Source organism: Aquirufa antheringensis, assembly GCF_023921165.1.
GTDB lineage: Bacteria > Bacteroidota > Bacteroidia > Cytophagales > Spirosomataceae > Aquirufa > Aquirufa antheringensis.
Genome location: NZ_CP049835.1, coordinates 1,111,352 through 1,132,239, shown reverse-complemented (window position 1 = coordinate 1,132,239; position 20,888 = coordinate 1,111,352). Strand labels below are relative to the sequence as shown.

The 20,888-nt window shown below is 45.1% G+C and carries 19 protein-coding genes; 12 read left to right on the top strand and 7 right to left on the bottom strand.

Going from position 1 to position 20,888, the window contains the following annotated elements; all coding sequences use genetic code 11:
- Positions 1–231: 231 nt before the first annotated feature.
- From G9X63_RS05255 to G9X63_RS05245, 3 genes are read right to left on the bottom strand one after another with little or no spacing between them, the layout of a single operon-like run.
- Positions 232–1,722, bottom strand: a complete 1,491-nt coding sequence (locus tag G9X63_RS05255) for a GH3 auxin-responsive promoter family protein (RefSeq protein WP_252624766.1) — start codon at positions 1,720–1,722, stop codon at positions 232–234.
- Between the two features lie 7 nt (positions 1,723–1,729).
- Positions 1,730–2,458 carry a tetratricopeptide repeat protein gene (locus tag G9X63_RS05250; protein ID WP_252624764.1) on the bottom strand — a complete coding sequence of 243 codons (729 nt, stop codon included), beginning with the start codon at positions 2,456–2,458 and terminating at the stop codon, positions 1,730–1,732.
- Positions 2,459–2,468: 10 nt separating this feature from the next.
- On the bottom strand, positions 2,469–3,893 hold the full coding sequence (locus G9X63_RS05245) for a DEAD/DEAH box helicase (RefSeq protein WP_413542149.1): 1,425 nt from the start codon (positions 3,891–3,893) through the stop codon (positions 2,469–2,471).
- 64 nt (positions 3,894–3,957) lie between these two features.
- Between G9X63_RS05245 and G9X63_RS05240 the strand changes: the two genes are divergently transcribed.
- From G9X63_RS05240 to G9X63_RS05230, 3 genes are read left to right on the top strand one after another with little or no spacing between them, the layout of a single operon-like run.
- Positions 3,958–5,061 (top strand): chloride channel protein, encoded by a 1,104-nt coding sequence (locus G9X63_RS05240; protein WP_252624762.1) that lies wholly within the window; start codon positions 3,958–3,960, stop codon positions 5,059–5,061.
- On the top strand, positions 5,062–6,252 hold the full coding sequence (locus G9X63_RS05235) for a M14 family zinc carboxypeptidase (RefSeq protein ID WP_252624761.1): 1,191 nt from the start codon (positions 5,062–5,064) through the stop codon (positions 6,250–6,252).
- On the top strand, positions 6,253–6,888 hold the full coding sequence (locus tag G9X63_RS05230; protein WP_130922439.1) for a NeuD/PglB/VioB family sugar acetyltransferase: 636 nt from the start codon (positions 6,253–6,255) through the stop codon (positions 6,886–6,888). It abuts the gene before it with no gap.
- Here G9X63_RS05230 and G9X63_RS05225 read toward each other — a convergent pair.
- Both G9X63_RS05225 and lipB read right to left on the bottom strand, forming a co-directional pair.
- On the bottom strand, positions 6,883–7,608 hold the full coding sequence (locus tag G9X63_RS05225) for a 3'-5' exonuclease (protein WP_252624760.1): 726 nt from the start codon (positions 7,606–7,608) through the stop codon (positions 6,883–6,885). The two genes, G9X63_RS05230 and G9X63_RS05225, sit on opposite strands and share 6 nt — an antisense overlap.
- 30 nt (positions 7,609–7,638) lie before the next feature.
- Complete coding sequence (gene lipB, locus G9X63_RS05220; RefSeq protein ID WP_130922437.1) at positions 7,639–8,373, bottom strand: lipoyl(octanoyl) transferase LipB; 735 nt, start codon at positions 8,371–8,373, stop codon at positions 7,639–7,641.
- A gap of 68 nt (positions 8,374–8,441) precedes the next feature.
- On the opposite strand from lipB, the gene G9X63_RS05215 reads away from it, so the two are divergent.
- The 9 genes from G9X63_RS05215 (at position 8,442) to G9X63_RS05175 (ending at position 18,735) form a co-directional block, all read left to right on the top strand.
- Complete coding sequence (locus tag G9X63_RS05215) at positions 8,442–8,795, top strand: YraN family protein (protein ID WP_130895620.1); 354 nt, start codon at positions 8,442–8,444, stop codon at positions 8,793–8,795.
- Positions 8,796–8,818: 23 nt separating this feature from the next.
- Positions 8,819–9,229, top strand: coding sequence for an rRNA maturation RNase YbeY (gene ybeY / locus G9X63_RS05210; RefSeq protein ID WP_130895621.1), 411 nt, complete (start codon positions 8,819–8,821; stop codon positions 9,227–9,229).
- Positions 9,230–9,256: 27 nt separating this feature from the next.
- Positions 9,257–11,116, top strand: a complete 1,860-nt coding sequence (gene mnmG / locus G9X63_RS05205; RefSeq protein ID WP_252624759.1) for a tRNA uridine-5-carboxymethylaminomethyl(34) synthesis enzyme MnmG — start codon at positions 9,257–9,259, stop codon at positions 11,114–11,116.
- Positions 11,116–12,000: a class I SAM-dependent methyltransferase gene (locus tag G9X63_RS05200; protein ID WP_130922435.1), complete on the top strand. Its 885-nt coding sequence runs from the start codon at positions 11,116–11,118 to the stop codon at positions 11,998–12,000. The genes mnmG and G9X63_RS05200 overlap by 1 nt, the downstream gene beginning before the upstream one ends.
- Before the next feature lie 76 nt (positions 12,001–12,076).
- Positions 12,077–13,624, top strand: coding sequence for an Ig-like domain-containing domain (locus G9X63_RS05195; protein WP_252624758.1), 1,548 nt, complete (start codon positions 12,077–12,079; stop codon positions 13,622–13,624).
- Positions 13,625–14,100: 476 nt separating this feature from the next.
- Positions 14,101–15,873, top strand: a complete 1,773-nt coding sequence (locus G9X63_RS05190; RefSeq protein WP_252624757.1) for an AMP-dependent synthetase/ligase — start codon at positions 14,101–14,103, stop codon at positions 15,871–15,873.
- Positions 15,874–15,921: 48 nt separating this feature from the next.
- On the top strand, positions 15,922–17,001 hold the full coding sequence (gene gmd, locus G9X63_RS05185; RefSeq protein WP_130895875.1) for a GDP-mannose 4,6-dehydratase: 1,080 nt from the start codon (positions 15,922–15,924) through the stop codon (positions 16,999–17,001).
- A 1-nt stretch (position 17,002) separates the two neighbouring features.
- Positions 17,003–18,256 carry a nucleotide sugar dehydrogenase gene (locus G9X63_RS05180; protein ID WP_252624756.1) on the top strand — a complete coding sequence of 418 codons (1,254 nt, stop codon included), beginning with the start codon at positions 17,003–17,005 and terminating at the stop codon, positions 18,254–18,256.
- A gap of 2 nt (positions 18,257–18,258) precedes the next feature.
- The gene (locus G9X63_RS05175) at positions 18,259–18,735 is read left to right on the top strand and encodes a UpxY family transcription antiterminator (RefSeq protein ID WP_130922431.1); all 477 of its coding nucleotides are present in this window, start codon (positions 18,259–18,261) and stop codon (positions 18,733–18,735) included.
- A 301-nt stretch (positions 18,736–19,036) separates the two neighbouring features.
- Here G9X63_RS05175 and G9X63_RS05170 read toward each other — a convergent pair whose 3' ends face one another.
- On the bottom strand, positions 19,037–19,396 hold the full coding sequence (locus G9X63_RS05170; RefSeq protein WP_252624749.1) for a four helix bundle protein: 360 nt from the start codon (positions 19,394–19,396) through the stop codon (positions 19,037–19,039).
- A gap of 230 nt (positions 19,397–19,626) precedes the next feature.
- Positions 19,627–20,862, bottom strand: coding sequence for a nucleoside recognition domain-containing protein (locus G9X63_RS05165; protein ID WP_252624748.1), 1,236 nt, complete (start codon positions 20,860–20,862; stop codon positions 19,627–19,629).
- Between the last annotated feature and the right edge of the window lie 26 nt (positions 20,863–20,888).

The following is a 20,888-nucleotide window of genomic DNA, read 5'->3' as shown; positions in this document are numbered from 1 at the left end:
TATTGACAGAAAGTGTCAATACCTGAAAAGTCCCCTGAGTACCTCGACGTTTATTTCACACATTAATGCCCATACGACCCGTAAACGACATATTTGACTAAATCGCGAAGCGATGACTTAACGACAACGTCGTGACTAAGCGGCTCCGCCGCGACTAAGCCGTAGGCGACTAAACGGCCTCGCCGTGACTAAGGCGCAAAGCGCCGACTAAGCCACGAAGTGGCGAGTCGACTAAGTCCGCAGGACGCCTTCTGCCAGCCCCCGGTCATTCGAGAGGCGGGGAACTTTGTTTTGGCCCCCTAATTTACCCTGTGACTTCATATACGAGATAAAAGCACCTGCGGGAAGCGAGGTAAGCACTAAAGGGCGCAAGATGGACCCCGTAATCAGGTCGCGGTAATAGATATTTTGCGCGCACATGGACGCGTCTAGAGCATCCTGAAAAGTAGCTAAAGAAGAAGGCGGCGACGAAAACTCGATCAGCCACTCATGGTAGGGTAAACCCGAAGAAGGGGAAACCTGCGGTGCGACAGTGAACTCAACTACACGGGCTTCTGGACAAGCAGACAACGCGGCAGCTAATGCTTTCTCGACTTCTTCCGCGATGACGTGTTCGCCAAAAGCCGAAATAAAGTGCTTAATCCGACCCGTCACCACAATGCGGTACGGGTTCAAGGAAACGAACTTGACCGTATCGCCGATGGAATAGGACCAAAGGCCGGCATTCGTCGTTAACAATAGTGCGTAATTAACGTCTAGCGACACCTCTGTGAGGCTTAAACGGACTGGGTTAGCGCCGAAATAGGTATCCGTAGGAACAAACTCAAAGAAAATACCGCCGTCTACGTTCAATAATAGCCCAGGTTCGCCCGAAGAGTCGTCAAACGCAATGAACCCTTCCGAAGCGGGATATGTCTCCACCACGTCAATTTCTCGGCCTATCGAGGCCAGTAATTTCTCTCGGTATGGCTCGAAGTTCACACCGCCGGTCACGAAGACCTGGAAATCGGGGAAGAGGTCGCCTATTTTTTGGCCAGATAACTCCTCTAAACGATCAAAATACATCTGCACCCAAGGCGGAATCCCGGAAATCAATCCCATACGCTTCGAAATCGTTTCTTGCACAATCGCCTCGAGTTTTTGTTCCCAGTCTTCGATGCAATTCGTCTTGTAAGACGGCATCTGATTTCCGCGCAAATAGCCCGGCACATGGTGGTTCACGATACCAGAAAGGCGGCCCGTGGGAACACCATTCGTCTCGGTCATCTCCGGAGAACCGCTTAGAAAAATCAATTTCCGGTCTAAAAACGAGGAATTCCCGCTGTAATACACGTAATGCAACAAGGCATCCCGCGCAGCAGTAATGTGAAAAGGCATCGAATCCGATGAGATGGGGATGTATTTGACGCCGGAGGTGGTGCCGGAAGTTTTGGCAAAATAAGCTGGTTTTCCTGGCCAAAGAATGTCTTCTTTGCCCGCCACCACTTCGTCAATATAGGGCTTGATGTCTTCGTATTCGAAGATGGGTACGTTAGAGCGGTAGTCGAGGTAGTTCTTGACTTTGGAGAAGGAGTGACCTCGCCCGAAAAGGGTTTTCTCCGCCTTCGCCACCATCTGCTTTAACCAAAAGTCTTGGCGCTCAAAGGCCTGCTCCTGGCTTAAGCGGTACTTTTTAACGACACGGGCCGCTAGAGGTTTGGCAAAAAAGGAACGAATACCCATCGCTACGCTATTTAAATATGCCTTTCGGATCAGGCATTTTGGCAGCTAACAGCGAACCAAAATTCAAGTCCAATTGCAAAATATCAGCCATGCGAGCTTCGTGGAAATAGGTCCAAGCTAACTCGTAATTCTCTTTGAAATACGCCACCTGGCAACGCTTCATCCACGCATTCGCGTTCTTCGGATCCTGCGCCAAGGCATGCTTTAATTCTGTTTCAACTTCGTCCAATGTTCCACATTCTTGGCCTTTCTGATAACAATCTAACTTCACGATCGCATAATCCACGCGCATCATCGACTGCGTAGAATCTAACTCTAAACCCTTGTTTAATAGGCGAATAGCGAGATCGTTGTCCCCTCTTTGGAACGAAATAACCCCTAATCCCCAAAACGCATCCACGCTATTCGGGTCCAAGGCACTAATTAAATTAAATCGTTGTGTGGCTGTGTCTAAACGTGCAGTAGCCACATATTCCCAAGCGCGTTCCGCGAAAAAAGCAACGGCTTCAGCTCTCGAGCCAAAAGAGGCATCGCAGCTCGCCACGAACTCATTTAATTCCTTTTGATCGGCTTTCGAAAGTGGTTTCGAACCATACAATACTTCGTATTTCGCTGCGCGAACCGGAGTAGCCGGCGCCTTCGGCGCCGGCGCCGCTTCACTCTTTGCGGGCTTAGTCTGCGAAAACGCGGTGAACCCAGCAAACGAAATCAAACACAATAACAGAACTCTCTTCATAATCACAAAACTAACGTTTCTTTTTACTTGACCCTGCGCCAGGACGGAATTTTGCATTCTTTCCTGGACGGTTATTGCGGACGACAGGCTTGGGGCCTTGAACGGCGCCGCCTTTGGGTCCAGCTTTCGTAACGGCTTTTTTCTGGGGCACTTTCTTGCCTGCCGCTTTGGCCTTAATCACCCATTTCTTATCGTGGAACGCACCCTTAAAGTCCGGATCCTCGCGTTTGCGCTGATCATCGACCGCGCGTAACATATCTTGTTGCTCTAAAAATGGCGTTTCTTCGATCTTAATTCCTTCTGGCAGCTGTTCGATTTCGATCTTCTGCTGAATGATTTCCTCGATCTTCGCCCAGTGGTAGCTTTCTGCTAACGTAATAAAGGTAATCGACTCCCCTATCTCCTCCGCACGACCTGTACGGCCGATTCGGTGGACATAATCCTCGTAAATCAAGGGCACATCGAAGTTGATTACGTGGGAAACTTTGGGGATATCAATCCCGCGAGCCGCCACATCCGTCGTCACTAAAACGCGCACATTTCCCTCTCGGAATTGCGCCATCGCGTTGATACGCGTGTTCTGTCCTTTGTTCGAGTGGATCACGCGAACCTGGTCTTTCGGTAATGATTTCAACAGCCACTTCTCCACTTCATTTGCCGCATCTTTCGAGCGACAGAATACCATAACCCGATGAAAATCAGGGTTTTGCATAAAGTAAGCGAGGGCATGTAATTTCGTTAACAAATTAGGCGCCTCGTAGACCGATTGCGTCACCTGACTCGCAGGCGTAGCCTGCGGGGTGATTTCGATCTTCATCGGAAACTCCAAAAACTCGTGGGACAAGTTCTCCACCTTCTCTGGGAAAGTCGCGGAAAACAATCCGTTCATTCTTTTTTTATAGGGTATTTTTTCCAAAATCTGACGAATCTGCGGCATAAAGCCCATATCCATCATCTTATCTGCTTCGTCTAAAATCAAGAATTTCAATTCTTTCACCACGATCACATCCTTACGGTACAATTCTAAGAATCGACCTGGCGTAGAAACGAGGATGTCGATGCCTTCCTCGAGGGCTTGGATCTGAGGTTTTGGCCCTAATCCACCGTATAAGGCTAAAATACGCAAGTCCGTAAACTGCGCTAAACCGATCATCACGGTGTGAATCTGCATCACCAGCTCGCGGGTAGGCGCTAAAATCAAGGCACGCGGATTCTTTCCCTGCGCATATTTGCAGCGCATCAAAATAGGCAACGCATAAGCAGCCGTCTTTCCGGTCCCCGTTTGCGCAATTCCCAGCAAATCGTGGCCTTGCAATAATAACGGAATGGCCTTCTCCTGGATCGGAGTTGGTTTCGTATAACCCACCGCGGTACACGCGCGTTGCAGCTGTGGATTTAATCCCAAACTTAAAAATTCATCCATTGGATTCGGCATTGTAGTAGATTTGCAAAGGTAGGGAAAATATAATTCTTACCTTTGAAACAAAATTATTGTTGTTTTGGCTCGAATAAAGGGATTAATTAAGGCATTTCTGACGAATCTAGGCCTATTGGTCGCACTCTCCTTCGCCACAGGGAGCTTTTCTTCGCTATTTTTAGCCGGCCTCGACTGGATTCAACACAACGGATCCTACCTCTATGCCTTACCTCTAGTAGGTTTAATTTTCCAAAGTTTCAAAGTCCCAGCCTACCTCATCATTCCCGCCACCTGGCTCAGTCATTTGGCAGGCGCCTCCGTCGGACGTGAAGGAACGGCGGTGACTATGGGTAAAGTGCTGGGAGAAAAATTTTCGGACATTGACCTATTCTCTAAGGCAGGTATGGCCGCCGGCTTCGCCTCCGTTTTTGGGACGCCACTGGCCGGAGCCTTTTTTGCACTCGAAGTAGGAGAGGTAGGCAAAATTAATTTTCGCCACATCCCCGCCTGTCTTTTCGCTGCCTTTTTCGCAAATTATGTAAGTCTCCACGTGTACGGCACAAAACATCTTTCTTACCCTTCGGTTTTTTTACCCGAGTTTTCAGGTGCATTTTATGCGAAATTAGCGCTCCTGGGCCTATTTTTAGCCCTAATTGCCTTTCTCTATAAGCGCTCAGAATCGATTATAATTTCTGCGTTCGACAAATCACCCGTACAAGGTCCTCTAAAAGGGATTCTCGCGGGCTTGATTTTGTTCGGCGTGTTCAACGTCCCGGTGTTTCATGAAACGATCGGACTTGGTTCGGAATTTTTATTACGCCCATTTACGTCGGTCGCACCAGACTTCGCTCTTTGGAAATTACTCGCGACAAACCTCAGTTTAGGTCTCGGATTTAAAGGGGGAGAAGCGACGCCCTTGTTTTTGATCGGCTCACATGCGGCGTCCGGTTTCGCCTCTTGGTTTTCATTGCCTTTGGGATTGTCGGCAGCCATCGGCTTCGTCAGTTTATATGGTGGTCTTGCCAAAACTCCGCTTGCCGCCACCTTCCTAGGCATGGAACTTTTTGGTCCATCAGCCTGGTTCATCTATTTCATCATTACCCTGATTGTCCTATTCGGCTCAGGTAAAAAAGGAATCTTTTCAAATCAAACCTGGGCTGACTATCTGCCTAAACCTATCTACTAAATGTCACTGATGTTTAATAAAGCCTTCGAACTCTACGAAACCTTCCGCGAAAATCGCCTAACGAAACGCCGCTTTTCTGCGGCTCTTTGGCAAGAATTAATCACCGAATGGTCCACTCATTTTGCTGTCCGCGAACTGGGTAAAACCGAAGAGGGCAGACCCATACACGAAGTTCGCTACGGCGAGGGTCCCATACAAGTGATCGCCTGGTCCCAAATGCACGGTGATGAGGCTACGGCGACGATGGCTTTGGCCGATATTTTTCGTTTATTATCCACATCTGGACAACTTGGTGCCGATTTTAAGCAAAAATTACATCAGAATATCACCTTGCGCATCATTCCCCGCCTGAATGCAGACGGTGCGGAGAGATGGCAACGAGAAACGGCATTAGGCATCGACATGAACCGCGATGCAACGAAGCAAAACTCTGTAGAAGCGCGCCTTTTATCGGCGTGGGCTGACGATATCAAGCCCGCATTCGCCTTCAATTTACACGACCAAAACCGCTTGTATTCGGTAGGCAATAGCCCAGAACAAACCCACATCGCCTTCCTAGCCACTACAGGGGACGACGCAGGAACTTGGACTCCATCCCGCTTACGCGCAGGCCAAATCTGCCAGCGAATGCTGCGCCAAATACAGCCCATTATCCCAGGCAAAATCGCAAAATGGACAGACGAATTTGAGTCCCGCGCCTTTGGCGACACCTTCTCGTCTCGCGGGTACGGTTTGGTATTACTAGAATCTGGTGGGGCAGGATGGGACCTAGAAAAAAAATCACTGCGCAAATTAAACGCCTGTCTATTACTCGATGCCTTCTGCGCGATTGCCGATGGAAGCTATGCGGAGGAATCCATTGCGGAATACGAAGCCTTACCTACGAACGAACGAACGATTGTAGATATCAAAATCACCGATGCGCCACTTAGCGCAACTGTCCGCGCAGACGTCTTATTTAACCTCGTAGAAACCCCGATGACCGATGGAAATATTCATTATTCATGGGTAGTCGAGAACATCGGAGATATGTCACCATTCTATGGATTAACGGAAATTGACGGGAAAGACTTACATTTGTCCCCTGATTCAAGTATTTCTTTAGGTGAAAATTACACCGAATTAGTCTTATTAAAAGACGGAAAAACCAGCTTTAAACTATCAGATTACACGCATAAAATACAATCCTAAATGACTTCATTACCTGTAATTATCATTGGCGTAAATCCTTTTGGCCTAGAAGTAGCCCACATCTTTCAAAAGAACGACGTCGTTATCTACGGATTCTTAGACGATGATCCTAAGAAAAAGGACACCAGCATTGGCGAAATTCCCGTTTTAGGAACAGCAGACGATGAGTCTTATTTCAAATTAATTGGTAAAAACTGCGGCGTATTTGTGGCCTTAGAAAACCCAACCGAGCGTAAGAAAATGATCGAATTGATCTTAGAAGAGCGCGAAGTAAAACCCGTAAATGCAATCCATCCATCCGCTAATGTGGCAGACGTGAAAAGCCTTGCGTACGGAGTATTCATCGGAAGTGGAGCACAGATTTTACCTGAAACAAAACTAGGGGATCATGTCATCATCGGCTCCGGAGCCATCATAGAAACGGGTGCACAAATTGCTGATTTTGCTTCCATCGGAGCGGGTTCTGTGATAGGCAAAGAAGCAATCATTGAGAACAATGCCTATGTAGGAATTCACTCAACAATCGTGGGAAGTGTGAAGGTAGGAAAGAGCGCTACGGTAGGAGCGGGTAGTGTGGTAATTGAAAATGTCGCTGCCTCGAAACGCGTATTCGGCAACCCGGCTAAAACCCTATAATTTGACAATATTTTCTGGCGCAACTAGATCTAAAAAGTGAAAACGTAGATAGAGTTGCGCCACTACGATGACATCTTCTAGGCAATACTCATTGATCCTAGTTAATCCATTTTCCTTGTAGAAAACACGGTTCACCTGGTCTCCAGAAAGATCAGCTTTGGCCCCTGAAATACCCATCAATTCCGCTAATAATTCCAGCGAAGTATAGGATCTTCTATCGCCAAACTTCCACATCTCCATTGTATCCTGGTGGATAATTTCCCATGGTTTTTTGCCTTGTAATTGCAACGACTTCGGAATCTCCAAACCGTTAACGAGCATGCGTCTACACAAATACGGGAAGTCAAATTCTTTGCCATTATGTGCCACCAGCGTTAATTCTCTCGACTTATAGGTCTTATTTACGAACGCGATGAACTCTGTGAGAAGCGTTTTTTCGTCTGCGTGGGCAATCGTCTTCACTTTTAAGGCCATCTCGCCCTGTTTGTTAACGAACAAAAAGCCCATTCCCACCACGATAATCTTCCCAAATTCCGCATACAATGGCGCCTTTTCGAAATACATCTCTTCTAGGCTGATATTAGCGGGATTTATCAAATTCTTCGCCTTTCTTAGCCAAAATTCTTTCATCTTATCTGAAAGTAGGGCAAAATCGGATACTCCGGACGAAGTTTCGATATCAATGAAGAGGGTATTCTTGAAGTTCTTTAAGGTATCCATATTTCATGTTCCACGTGGAACGCGTAAATCTTATGCTTTCAATGTTTCACGTGAAACATTCACTAATTCCATTTTAAATAGGTCATTCAAATGCCCTTTGACAATAGCCGAAACAGCTTCAAAATCCATTTCCTTGCCTAATTCCTGCTGCAACGAAGTAACCCCACGGGTCGCAATGCCACAAGGCACAATGTGTGAGAAATAGTTCAAATCCGTATTTACATTCAACGCAAAGCCGTGCATACTTATCCAACGAGACGCCTTCACGCCCATGGCACAAATCTTGCGAGCGCCTTCTTCTGTAGGATCAATCCACACACCCGTCAAGCCCTCAATCCGGCCAGCTACTAACCCAAAACCCTCACAGGTTTTAATAATCGCCTCTTCCAGCATACGCAGATATAAGTGAATGTCTGTATAGAAATTCTCTAAATCCAGAATAGGGTAGCCCACTAATTGGCCGGGTCCGTGGTAGGTAATATCACCACCTCGATTCGTCTTAAAAAAGGTAGCACCTATAGTAGACAAGAACGATTCTTGCAACAACAAATGGGACTCGTCACCGCTCTTACCTAGGGTGTATACGTGGGGGTGTTGGCAAAATAGAAGGTAATTATTCGTGATGACTTTTTGGTCCTCTTCAAGGCCTCTGTTATCTAATTTCACTGTCGCTATGCGATTTAATAAAGTCTCCTGTAGATCCCAAGCTTCCTTGTATTCTATCAGTTTTAAATCAACAAATTGGACTTCTTTATTCTGCTTCATTCTTTATCAAGAGGCTGATAGCGCCAAACTAAACCCCGGGCTATCTTTAGGAAAACAAAGATACAATAATGGCAAAACATATAACACAAGGAAAATTAGGTGAACAAATTAGCGTAGACTATCTATTAAAAAACGCCTATACCATCGAAGCACGAAACTACCGCTACAAACGAGCGGAGATCGACATCGTGGCTAAAAAAGGGGATCTCTTAATCTTCATAGAAGTCAAATCCCTTCGCAGAAATACCCACGGACATCCGGAGCAGAAAATCACCCAAAACAAAATAAGGCTCATCAGCAGGGCTGCTTGTGCCTATCAATACCAGCATAAATGGCGCCAAGAAGTTCGTTTTGACAGCATTTCGGTGAATTTTTATCCACAAGCGTTCAAAATAGAGCATTTCGAGGATGCTTTTTCGTAAATTCGCGCTTTAATAGCGCGCACATGATTCAATTTTGCACAGAAGACATAACATTCTCCCTAAAAGAGAAGTTAAAACACAAAGCCTGGTTAAACGAGGTGGCGAAACAAGAAGGGAAAAAGATCCTAGAACTAAGCTATGTCTTTTGCTCAGATGATTATCTGTTACAGATTAACCAGGAGTATTTGAACCACGATACGCTAACGGATATCGTGACTTTTGATAACTCAGAAGACCCAAAGAAAATCGAGGGAGATATCTTTATCTCGATCGATCGCGTGAAAGAAAATGGGGAAAAGCTCGGTACCTCTGAAACAGAATTAGAGCGCGTCATGGTGCACGGTTTATTGCACTTACTGGGTTATAAAGACAAGAAGAAAGAGGACAAGGCATTAATGACCGAGAAAGAAGATTTTTACATTAAACAATACTAAAATGTTTCACGTGAAACATGCATAGCTATGCTAAATTCATACGATGTAATTGTGGTGGGAGCGGGACACGCCGGATGCGAAGCAGCTTATTCGGCGGCGCAGATGGGCTCACGTGTTTTGTTGGTCACGATGAATATGCAGACGATTGCCCAGATGTCTTGCAACCCAGCAATGGGGGGTGTAGCGAAGGGTCAAATCGTTAGAGAAATCGATGCCCTAGGTGGAATGTCTGGAATCATTTCAGACAAGACCATGATTCAATTTAGAATGTTGAATCGCTCTAAAGGTCCGGCGATGTGGTCACCCCGTTGTCAATCCGATCGGATGCGTTTTGCAGAGGAATGGAGAAATGCATTAGAGGGGAATTTGAATGTTGATTTTTGGCAAGATTCTGTTCAGCAATTAATCGTAGAAAAAGGCGAAGTAAAAGGGGTCATCACCCGCATGGGAATGACTTTCACCGCACGCGCCGTCGTACTAACGAACGGAACCTTTTTAAATGGCTTGATCCACATAGGAGAGAAGAATTTTGGCGGAGGAAGAATGGCAGAACCGATGGCCATCGGACTAACGGAACAACTGGTTAACCTAGGTTTCGAATCCGGGAGAATGAAGACAGGAACGCCACCACGTGTGGATGGTAGAAGCCTAGACTTCGCAGCCATGGAGGAACAAAAGGGCGACGAAAATCCAAGTTCCTTTTCGTACTTAACTGAAACTCCGCTGACCGAGCAACGCTCTTGTTGGATCACGCATACGAACACGAAAGTACACGAGGTCTTGCGTAAAGGCTTCGACCGTTCGCCTATGTTCGCTGGTAGAATCAAAGGTTTAGGCCCGCGCTACTGTCCATCGGTGGAAGATAAAATCAACCGCTTTGCAGACAAAGATTCACACCAAATTTTCGTGGAACCAGAAGGATGGAGTACGGTAGAAATTTACGTCAATGGATTCTCAACTTCCTTGCCAGAGGACATTCAATTCGAAGCGATTCGTTTAATCCCAGGATTTGAAAAAGCGAAGATGTTCCGTCCGGGTTACGCGATCGAATACGATTATTTCCCACCTACTCAATTGACGCCTACGTTAGAGACGAAGCGCGTGAAAGGCTTATTCTTTGCTGGCCAAATCAATGGCACCACAGGTTACGAAGAAGCCGCTTGCCAAGGACTAATGGCGGGTATCAATGCCCACTTAAAAACACACGAATTAGATCCATTTACGTTGTCTCGTTCGGATGCGTACATCGGTGTGTTAATCGATGATTTAATTAACAAAGGAACGGACGAGCCGTACCGCATGTTCACATCCCGTGCCGAGTTTAGAACGCTGCTAAGACAAGACAATGCGGATGAACGCTTGACCGCAAAAGGATACCAATTAGGTTTGGCGACCGAGCAACGCTGGAATAAATTTCAAGAGAAGAAAGCCCAAGTTGCGGCTTTGACAGAGGAAATAAAAAACACGAAAGTAAAACCAACAGAAGTAAACGATTGGCTAGAGAAGGAGGGAAGTGCTACCTTGAAAGAGGGGGCGCCTATCGTGAATTTATTACGTCGTTCCGATTTATCATTCGACCGCATTGCGACACACCCGAGTGTAGAACCGATCGTTAGAAACTACTCACAAGAAGTGCGCGAACAAGTGGAGATCTTAGTGAAGTACGAAAGCTATATAGAGAAAGAACGGTTAATGGTAGACAAAATGCGATCGATGGAAGACCTATCCATTCCGGCGAATTTTGACTACGATAAAATCAAAACACTTTCGACTGAATCACGCATTAAATTGAAATCCATTTTGCCACAGACGATCGGACAAGCTAGTCGCATTTCAGGTGTATCGGCTTCGGATGTTTCAATTCTACTTTTATTCATGGGACGCTAATGGAAAACATACAAAACTGCCCCATTTGCGGATCGCCTGATTCCGCCTTGAAATTCAAGGCGAAAGACTATACCGTATCGAACGAACTGTTTCATATCGTGACCTGTCATTCATGTCAGTTAATCTACACGAATCCACGACCAGCAGCACACGAAGCGGGACCTTATTACCACGCGAGTGCCTATATTTCGCACAGCGATACGAATGAGGGAATTGTCAATAAGTTATATCACGCCGTACGCAAATTCACCTTGCAGTCGAAAACGAAGTGGATTGAGCCAGAGAAAAAAGGAAATAAAGAACTGCTAGATATTGGCTGTGGAAACGGCCACTTCTTAGCGGCCGCGAAAGAAAAGGGTTGGCATATTAATGGCGTTGAATTAGACCCAGAAACGGCCGCTAGAGCTGCGAAATTAACGGGCCTACCCATTGCGCCGTCTTTAAAAGAAATCAGCTCAGACAAAAGCTTTCAGGTGATTACACTTTGGCATGTATTAGAACATGTCTACGAACTAGACGAATATTTTCAATTCTTCAAAAGCCGTTTAGCGCCAGACGGAAAATTGCTTTTAGCCTTGCCTAATCCCGCTTCCTTCGATGCAAACCATTTCGAACAATACTGGGCAGCCTATGATGTTCCACGACACATTTACCACTTCACCCCAGCCACCATCACCGCATTAGCGGCTAAATACGGGTTTAAATTAAAGAAGAGTCGCGGACTGATCTTCGATAGCTTTTACATTTCTTTGTTAAGTAACGAATACAAAACGGGGAACAAGCGCTTACTTCATTCGTTCTGTATTGGTCTACTTTCAAACCTGCGAGCGATGCTAGGCAAGCCGAATTTTTCTAGTAATTTATACTTTTTTGAACATGCGTAATTACCTGAAATTCAGCTTATTGTTTGCATTTTTAGGCCTAGCAATCAGCTTAGTTTTTCTACAAAGCTGCGCCCAAATGGCCTCTCCTCCCGGGGGAAAAAAAGACACCTTAGCACCGGTAGTTCTGAGCTCTATCCCCTTAAACAAAAGCAAGAATTTCAAAGGCAAAAAGATCGAATTAAACTTCAACGAATACGTCACGGTTAAAAACCTAAATCAGGAACTGTTAATTACTCCCTCAATTGGTAATTACGAAACGCGAATTCGGCCTACTGGCTTAACACTCGTTCTGGACAGTGCTCTAAAAGATAATACCACCTATACCTTCAACTTTAGAAATGCCGTAGAAGATATCGCTGAACGGAATAAAGGCAAGAATATAAAACTCGTTTTCAGCACCTCAAATGCGATTGATTCCTTGAAAATTGAGGGTCGCGTAAAGCACCTGTTAACTAACAAGAAAGCCGATAATATTACGGTGGGACTATATCCGTACACGGATAGTTTGTCCATCGACAAAGCGAAGCCTTACTATTTCGTTCGAACGGATACGTCTGGTACTTACGCTTTGGAAAACTTAGCTGCCGGGAAATACTACATGGCAGCCTTCGAGGACGCAAACAATAACCTGATTTATAATTCCGCCAAAGAATCGGTAGACTTCATCACAGAACCCTTCATCGATCTACGCAAAAATGAGACGCGCAACTTTAAAATCGCACTACAGAACCAGGATCCGCTAAAATTAAGCAAAACGACCTCCACCGCAAAGACCATTCTTTATGAGTTTTCGCGCGGAATTAAAGCAGCCGATTTGCGCTTTTCATCGAGCGAGAAACCGCTCTATCAAATTGAAAACGACCGCAACTTACGCATCTATGCCGGCGGATTAAATAAAGCGGACACACTAAAAATTGAAGCCGCATTAGAGGATTCAATAGGCAGAAAATACGAGTTCAAACTAAAGGCAAAGTTCCGAGAGTTGGCGAAGAAAGAGAAAGTAACCTATACAGCACTCGGTTTCGACGTGTTCCCTAAGGTGGGCGCACAAATCGTTCCTACAGACTCCCTACTCCTGATTTTCCCTAAACCCGTATTGCAATGGGTCTCTAAAAAAGTACACATTTTAACGGAGAATGAGGATGACTTAACCTTCCCAGATGAAGCATTCTCTTGGAACAAATTCCAGAATGTGTTGACCATTAAAAGTGCTTTTCTGCCTAAGTCGCCCAAGTTTACGTTAGCCTTAGATAAAATCGCTTTTGTGGGACCTGAAGCAGATTCAACGAACGAATACAAACAGGTGATTAAACGATTAGATCCAGAGGAAACAGGTGTCATCGAGGGAGGTATTCGCCAGCCTGGTCATTATATCTACCAGTTGTTAAAAGGGGATAAACTAGAGAAAGCATACGAGCAAAAAGCCACGGGGCCTTGTTCTTTTGTAAACGTGGAACCTGGCCTCTATACCCTAAGAGCCATCGTGGATACCAACGAAAATGGCCAATGGGACATTGGAAATTACAAGACACGTACTAAATCAGAAGAGGTTCATTATTTTGATACGAAGATCAAATTAAAGGCCAACTTCCAATTAAGTGACTTGTGGATAACCCTACCATAGCAGTGTGGATAAGTGCCTTTTTTATCCACATTCTATCCACATAAACCGTGGATAAGTGTGCATAAGTTTTTACCCACACAGGGCAGTGTGGATAAACTCAGACTTATCCACAAGTTGTTAGCTACTTATCCACACAGGTGTATTGCGTTTCGAATTTGCAAAACTCACTGATATCAAGCACTTACAAACACGATTTTGAGTTATCCACTTATCCACAGAGAACAACAAGAAGAAACAAAAAAGAGATTTAAAAAACTTTTTCTTTTTTTAATTTATATGTGTGGATAAGTTTTAAGCTGAAAAAAAGGTTTTGATGCTTTTTTGATATTATAGGTATATAAAATAGTATAAAGAGATAAAAAAAGAGTAAATCACCTGTTCGAATGTGGATAACTGGTGGATAAGTAAATTAGGTGCAAAAAGAACTATATTTAATACAATTTGGCTAAATTGCCGCTTCTAAACCCTTCAGACAAATGGTTCATCAACAATTCAACCGCGTATTCGACTTATTGACCGCGTACAAAAGTTTTCAAAAAGAAGACCTCTTTAACAAAAAGAGGGATGGCGAATGGAAAAACTATTCATCGGCAAGTACTTTAGAAAATATACAAACCCTAGCCTTAGGCCTTTTAGAACTCCAGGTAAAACCGGGGGATAAAATTGCGATCATCTCGGGTAATCGTCCGGCTTGGAATTTCGTAGATTTTGCTGTTCAAATCATTGGAGGTGTGACAGTACCCATGTATCCCACCATTACGATTGAAGATTATGCGTATATTTTCAAAGATGCAGAGGTAAAATACATCTTCTGTGAAAATGAGGAATTGTATTTAAAAGTAAAGGAAGCTTCTAAAGGGAATAAGCAAATCAAAGGCGTTTATACCTTTGATCCAGTAGCGGATGTGGAGATGTGGACGGCAGTGAAGGAATTAGGAGAAGGAAAAGACGCGGCCGTTTTACAGCCTTTAATGGATGTGGTAAAACCTAGTGATTTATTGACGTTAATTTATACCTCTGGAACCACAGGTCGTCCGAAAGGTGTCATGTTAACACATCACAACATTGTCAGCAATATTAAGGCCTTGATTCGAGGCAAATTCTTTGATTTATATGCCAGTGATCGCGCGTTGAGTTTCTTGCCTTTATGCCATATTTACGAGCGTACAGATGTGTACATGTACATGTATTACGGTGTTGCGGTCTATTATGCGGAGAGTATGGAGACGATTGCAGATAATATTAAGGAGGTAAAACCGGCGATGTTTGCGACCGTTCCACGTTTATTGGAGAAGGTTTACGATAAGATTTTGGCCAAAGGAAATGAGCTCACCGGCATCAAACGGACGCTATTCTTTGGCGCTTTGGAATTCGGTTTACAATACGATCCCATGGAGAAACTAGGTTTACTAGATTCTTTAAAACTGGCCTTTTACAGAAAAGTTATTTTCAGCAAATGGCGTGAAGCCTTGGGCGGAAGCGTTCGATTGATCGCTTCGGGTTCTGCTGCATTGCAACCTCGTTTATCCCGTGTTTTCTGGGCGGCCGGCATTCCGGTTTCGGAAGGCTATGGTTTAACCGAGACTTCGCCCGTTATTTCGGTATCACGTGTGAATCCACCGGATTTTAAGGTAGGCTGTGTGGGTTCTTTAGTGGACTCAATTGAATTAAAAATCGCGGAAGATGGGGAGATTTGTGTGAAAGGGGATTCGGTGATGGTCGGTTATTACAAAAATCCAGAGGCAACGGCTGAGGCGATTGATCCAGAGGGTTGGTTCCACACGGGAGACATCGGAATGATGGTAGACGGAAAATATTTGAAGATTACCGATCGCAAGAAAGAGATTTTCAAAACGTCTGGTGGAAAATACGTAGCGCCACAATTAGTGGAGAATAAGCTAAAAGAATCAGCCTTTATTGAGCAATGTATGGTAGTGGGCGAAGGCCAAAAATTCCCATCAGCACTCATCATCCCAGAATTTAATGCCTTGCAAGTGTGGGCAGATCAACAAGAATTAAGCATAAAAGGCCCAGAGGCCTTGATTAAAAACCCGAAAGTGTTCGCTAAAATAGAGCAAGAAGTTTTGGAAACGATGGCTTCGGTAGCCAAATACGAACAGGTTAAAAAATTCGTTCTCTTGCCGCGTTTGTTCACGGTAGCGGATGGTGAAATCACTCCTACCTTGAAATTAAAGCGCAAGGCGATTTACGCGAAACACGAGAAGGCGATTTTGGGCCTGTATGAATAATTGCGTTAGGCCTCTTTTTTGCGTAATTTTGATTTCTTAATGAATCGTATGTCGACAGGAAAAAAGGTAGCCCTTATTACGGGTGTAACAGGACAAGATGGCGCTTATTTAGCGGAATTTCTTTTAAATAAGGGTTATATCGTGCACGGTATCAAGCGCAGAAGCTCGTTGATTAATACCGATCGCATTGATCATTTGTACCAAGATCCGCACGTGGATTCGGCCTCTTTTATCTTGCATTACGGAGATTTAAGTGATTCTACGAATATCATTCGCATCATTCAAGAAGTTCAGCCGGACGAAATTTACAATCTGGGGGCGATGTCTCACGTGAAAGTATCTTTCGACGAACCCGAATATACAGCGCAGGTAGACGGCATCGGAACCTTGCGTATTCTAGAGGCCATACGTTTGCTAGGTTTGATTAAAAAGACCAAAGTGTACCAAGCGTCCACTTCGGAACTTTACGGCCTGGTACAGGAAGTTCCGCAATCGGAGACGACTCCCTTCTACCCGCGTTCTCCTTACGCTGTTGCTAAATTATACGGCTACTGGATCACGGTGAATTACCGCGAAGCTTACGGGATGTTTGCGGTAAACGGTATTTTATTTAACCACGAATCCCCCCTTCGCGGCGAGACCTTCGTGACGCGCAAGATTACTCGCGGTGTGGCCCAAATCGCTTTGGGACAAGAGAAAAAGATTCACTTAGGCAACCTGGACGCGAAACGCGACTGGGGCCACGCGAAAGATTACATCGAGGCGATGTGGTTGATTTTGCAACAAGATACACCGGAAGACTACGTGATCGCAACTGGCGTTACGACGACTGTTCGTGAGTTTATTCGCCTTTCATTTGCGGAATTAGGCATTGAAGTAGCCTTCTCAGGTGAGGGTGTGAACGAAAAAGGAACCGTCGTTTCTTGCTCGAACCCGGCCTACCAAGTACCGGTGGGACAAGAAGTGATCGCGATAGATCCACGTTATTTCCGCCCTACGGAGGTAGAATTGTTGATCGGAGATCCTACGAAGGCCAAAGAAAAACTAGGCTGGACCCTCAAATACGACTTAGCCGCGCTAGTGAAAGACATGATTCAGGCGGACGTAAAACTTTTCTCGAACAAATAAGATGAGTACACGGATCGCCATCATTGGCTTAGGATATGTGGGTTTTCCGCTGGCGGTGGAGTTTGGAAGAAACATCCCTACCCTCGGATTTGATATTGATACCAGCCGCATCGCGGAACTAAATACGGGTTTTGACCGCACACAGGAAGTGACCGCGGAGCAATTAAAGGAATCTGTTTCTTTAACTTTCTCTTCGAATGCCGCCGATTTAAGCACCTGCAACACCTTTATTGTTACGGTGCCTACCCCCATTGACCACTTTAAAAAGCCGGATTTAAGTCCCCTTTTGAAGGCATCGGAGATGATTGGGAAGGCCCTTAAAAAAGGCGACTTAGTCATTTACGAATCCACGGTTTACCCGGGTTGCACGGAGGAGGATTGCGTTCCGGTTTTGGAGAAATTCTCCGGATTAAAATTCAATGTAGACTTCTTCTGCGGCTACTCGCCAGAGCGCATTAACCCAGGGGACAAGGTGAATACCTTGACCAAAATCAAGAAAGTAACCTCCGGCTCCACTCCCGAAATCGCCGAAAAAGTCGACCAGCTTTACCGCTCCATCATCACCGCAGGCACGCACAAAGCGCCTTCGATGAAAGTTGCCGAAGCGAGCAAGGCCATTGAAAACGCCCAACGCGACGTCAATATCTCGTTCGTAAACGAATTAGCCTTGATTTTCGACCGCATGGGCATCGACACCACCGAGGTGTTAGAAGCCGCTGGAACGAAGTGGAATTTCTTGAATTTCAAACCCGGATTAGTAGGCGGCCACTGCATTGGCGTGGACCCCTATTACTTATTGCACAAATCAGAAAGCCTAGGTTATTACCCACAGGTTATCCTTTCGGGTCGCCGCGTGAACGATAACATGGGCATTTTCGTGGCGAATAAATTAGTCAAACTATTGATTAACAAAGGCCAAAAAATCGGCGGCGCCAAAACCCTCATGCTCGGCATCACCTTCAAAGAAAACTGCCCAGACATCCGCAATTCCCGCGTGGTGGATATCTACAAGGAATTGGTGGACTTTGGCATGGACGTAGACGTCTACGATCCCTGGGCAAACGCAGCCGAAGTGAAGCACGAACACGGCATCGAACTAGTCTCAAAACTAGCTGATAAATACCAAGCGATCGTTTTAACCGTAGCCCACAACGAATTCCTTGACCTCCCCTTCGCTGCCCTGAAAGCAGAGAACGGAGTCATTTTCGACATCAAATCTATTCTTTCCAAAGACCTGGCTGACGCCCGCTTATAAACATGGCTTGGTACGCGATTTATACGAAATCCAGAATGGAGAAGAAAGTCTCCTTGCGCCTCGAAGAGCTAGGTATCGAAGCCTATTGCCCTACCACCAAGCGTAAGAAGCAATGGTCTGACCGCAAAAAATGGGTCGAAGAAGTCCTCTTCCGCTCCTACGTTTTCGTTAATATCGACCTCGAAAAGCAAAGTGGCCTAGTCCGCCGCACCTTCGGTGTTGTGAACTTCGTGTACTGGCTCCACAAACCTGCCGTCATCCAAGACGCAGAAATCCTCGCCATCAGACAATTCCTTTCTGACCACCTCGAAGTAGAAACCATCGGCACCACCGCAAAAATCGGCGACTACATCACGATCGAATCAGGCCCACTCACCGGCCAAACCGCCAAGATTGTAGGGCTAAAGAATAAGCACGAGGTCCGCCTCAAAATAGAAAGCTTAGGATTTGAGTTGGTGGCGGCATTAGCAGATAAATAAAGGCATTAGCCTTTATTTATCTGCTAACTAAAGCATGTATTTAAAGCATAGAGCATAAAGAATAAAGATTGTATCAAAATGGGCGAAGCCTATTTTGATGACTTTAGAAATATTTCAGATACGGATACCCGCTCATTACTTTAAGATTAAATTCTAGGTATAGTATATGAAAGCATAGAGCACAAAGAATAATGATGGTTCAAAATAGGGCTTCGCCCATTTTGATGACTTTAGAAACATTTCATATATGTATACCCGAAGGGTATTCCTCCTTTATACTTTATGCTCTATTCTTTATGCTTTAAAATCGTTCTTTATTGAGAGTTTTGAGCGTCGCTGTCAATATTTTTAACAACTCTTCCAAGTCCTTCAAAGCAGAACACCCCTCTTCACCACTAAGAATTTTTGATCGCATTAATAAACGAATCCAGTAGTGTGTTTCTCGTGCTTCTTTGTATGCAATTGATATTTTGTATTTGAAATCGTTGCGTGAAAACCCTCCAATAGCCTCTTCTAAATTAGCCCCGTTTGAGGTTGAGCAACGCAATAATTGTTTTCCTAAAACGAATTCTTTGTCCTCATAAATCAGCTTTCTACATAGAGATACCATTTTTAGGGAAAAGTCAAAGGATTTTGTAAGTGCTGGATTTTCTGTCATCATAGTGGTTATTTGATGACAAGATTAGGGAATGTTTTGCGGAGGAGCTATCTAGTTATTTATAATTTATCATTATAAAGAATAGAGCATAAAGCACAAATAATAAAGTATAGAGTTGGAATTAAAATTGGTTATACCAATTTTAATGACTTTGGAAATATTTCAAATACGTATACCCGCAGGGTATTCCAACTTTATTCTTTGTGCTTTATTCTTTATGCTTTAATGTGGGTTTATCCAAAAAAAAGATAACTCACAAAAATAGCTGTAAGGATCCCCACTAAATCCGCCGTTAACCCCGCCCACAGCGTGTAGCGAATGTTGCGTACCTGGACAGAGCCGTAGTAAAGGGCGATGACGAAAAGGACCGTTTCCGCGGAGCCTTGGAATACACAAGAAAGGCGGCCGGCGAAAGAATCGGGGCCGAACGTTTTCATCGTGTCAATCATCATGGCGCGCGAGCCGCTACCAGAAACGGGGTGTAAAAGGGCGGTCGGCATCGCGTCTGTGAAGCGATTGTCTATGCCAATATAGTTGACGGCCATTTTCATCCCGTCTACGATGAAGTCCAAAACGCCTGAGTTACGTAGGCAAGAAATGGCTACGAGCATGCCTACGAGGTAGGGAATGATGCGGACAGAGGTTTCGAATCCGCCTTTGGCGCCTTCCACGAAGGTTCCAAAAATGTCTACTTTCTTATAAAAGGCAGCGGCAATGAAGGAGAAAATGAGGGCGAAAAGGATACCGTTGCTGAAGAGTTTGGACTGGATGTCGATTTGCTCTTTTGGGAGGCTGCTGAAGTACCATAAGATGCCCGCCAGGATGGCAGTTATACTGAAAAGCCAGCCAAAAAGAACGGGTTCAAACAGACGAATTTTTTGCTTGAAGGAGACGAAAATTAGACCTGTGATGGTGGCCGCGTAAGTGGCCATAAGGCAGGGAATAAAGACGTCTGAGGCATCTTGGGCACCATAAATGGCCCGCTGAGCCATGATGGAAAGTGGGATCAAAACGGGGCCTGCGCTGTGGAGCACGAGGAACATGATTTGGGCGTTAGAGGCGGTTTCTTTGACCGGATTCAAATCCTGTAAACCCTGCATCGCTTTTAAACCGAATGGAGTCGCAGCGTTATCTAATCCTAACAGGTTTGCGGAGAAGTTCATGATCATTTGGCCATGAACGGGGTGGTCTTTTGGAACTTCAGGAAAAAGTCGAGAGAAGAAAGGTTGGATTTTGCGGGCCAAAAAATGAATCGCACCCGCCTTCTCTCCTACTTGCAAAATGCCCATAAAGAAGGCCATGACACCCGTTAGTGGAAGAGCGACTTTCATAACGGCGACTTCTGCAGAGTCAAACATCCCGTCTACCAGGATTTTAAATATGTCGGTATTACCGAAGAAAATGAATTGAATGAGGGCGACGACGAAGGCGACACCGAAGAACAAAAACCAAATCCAATTTAAAGCCATAGGTAAGAGAGGTAAAAAACGATTAA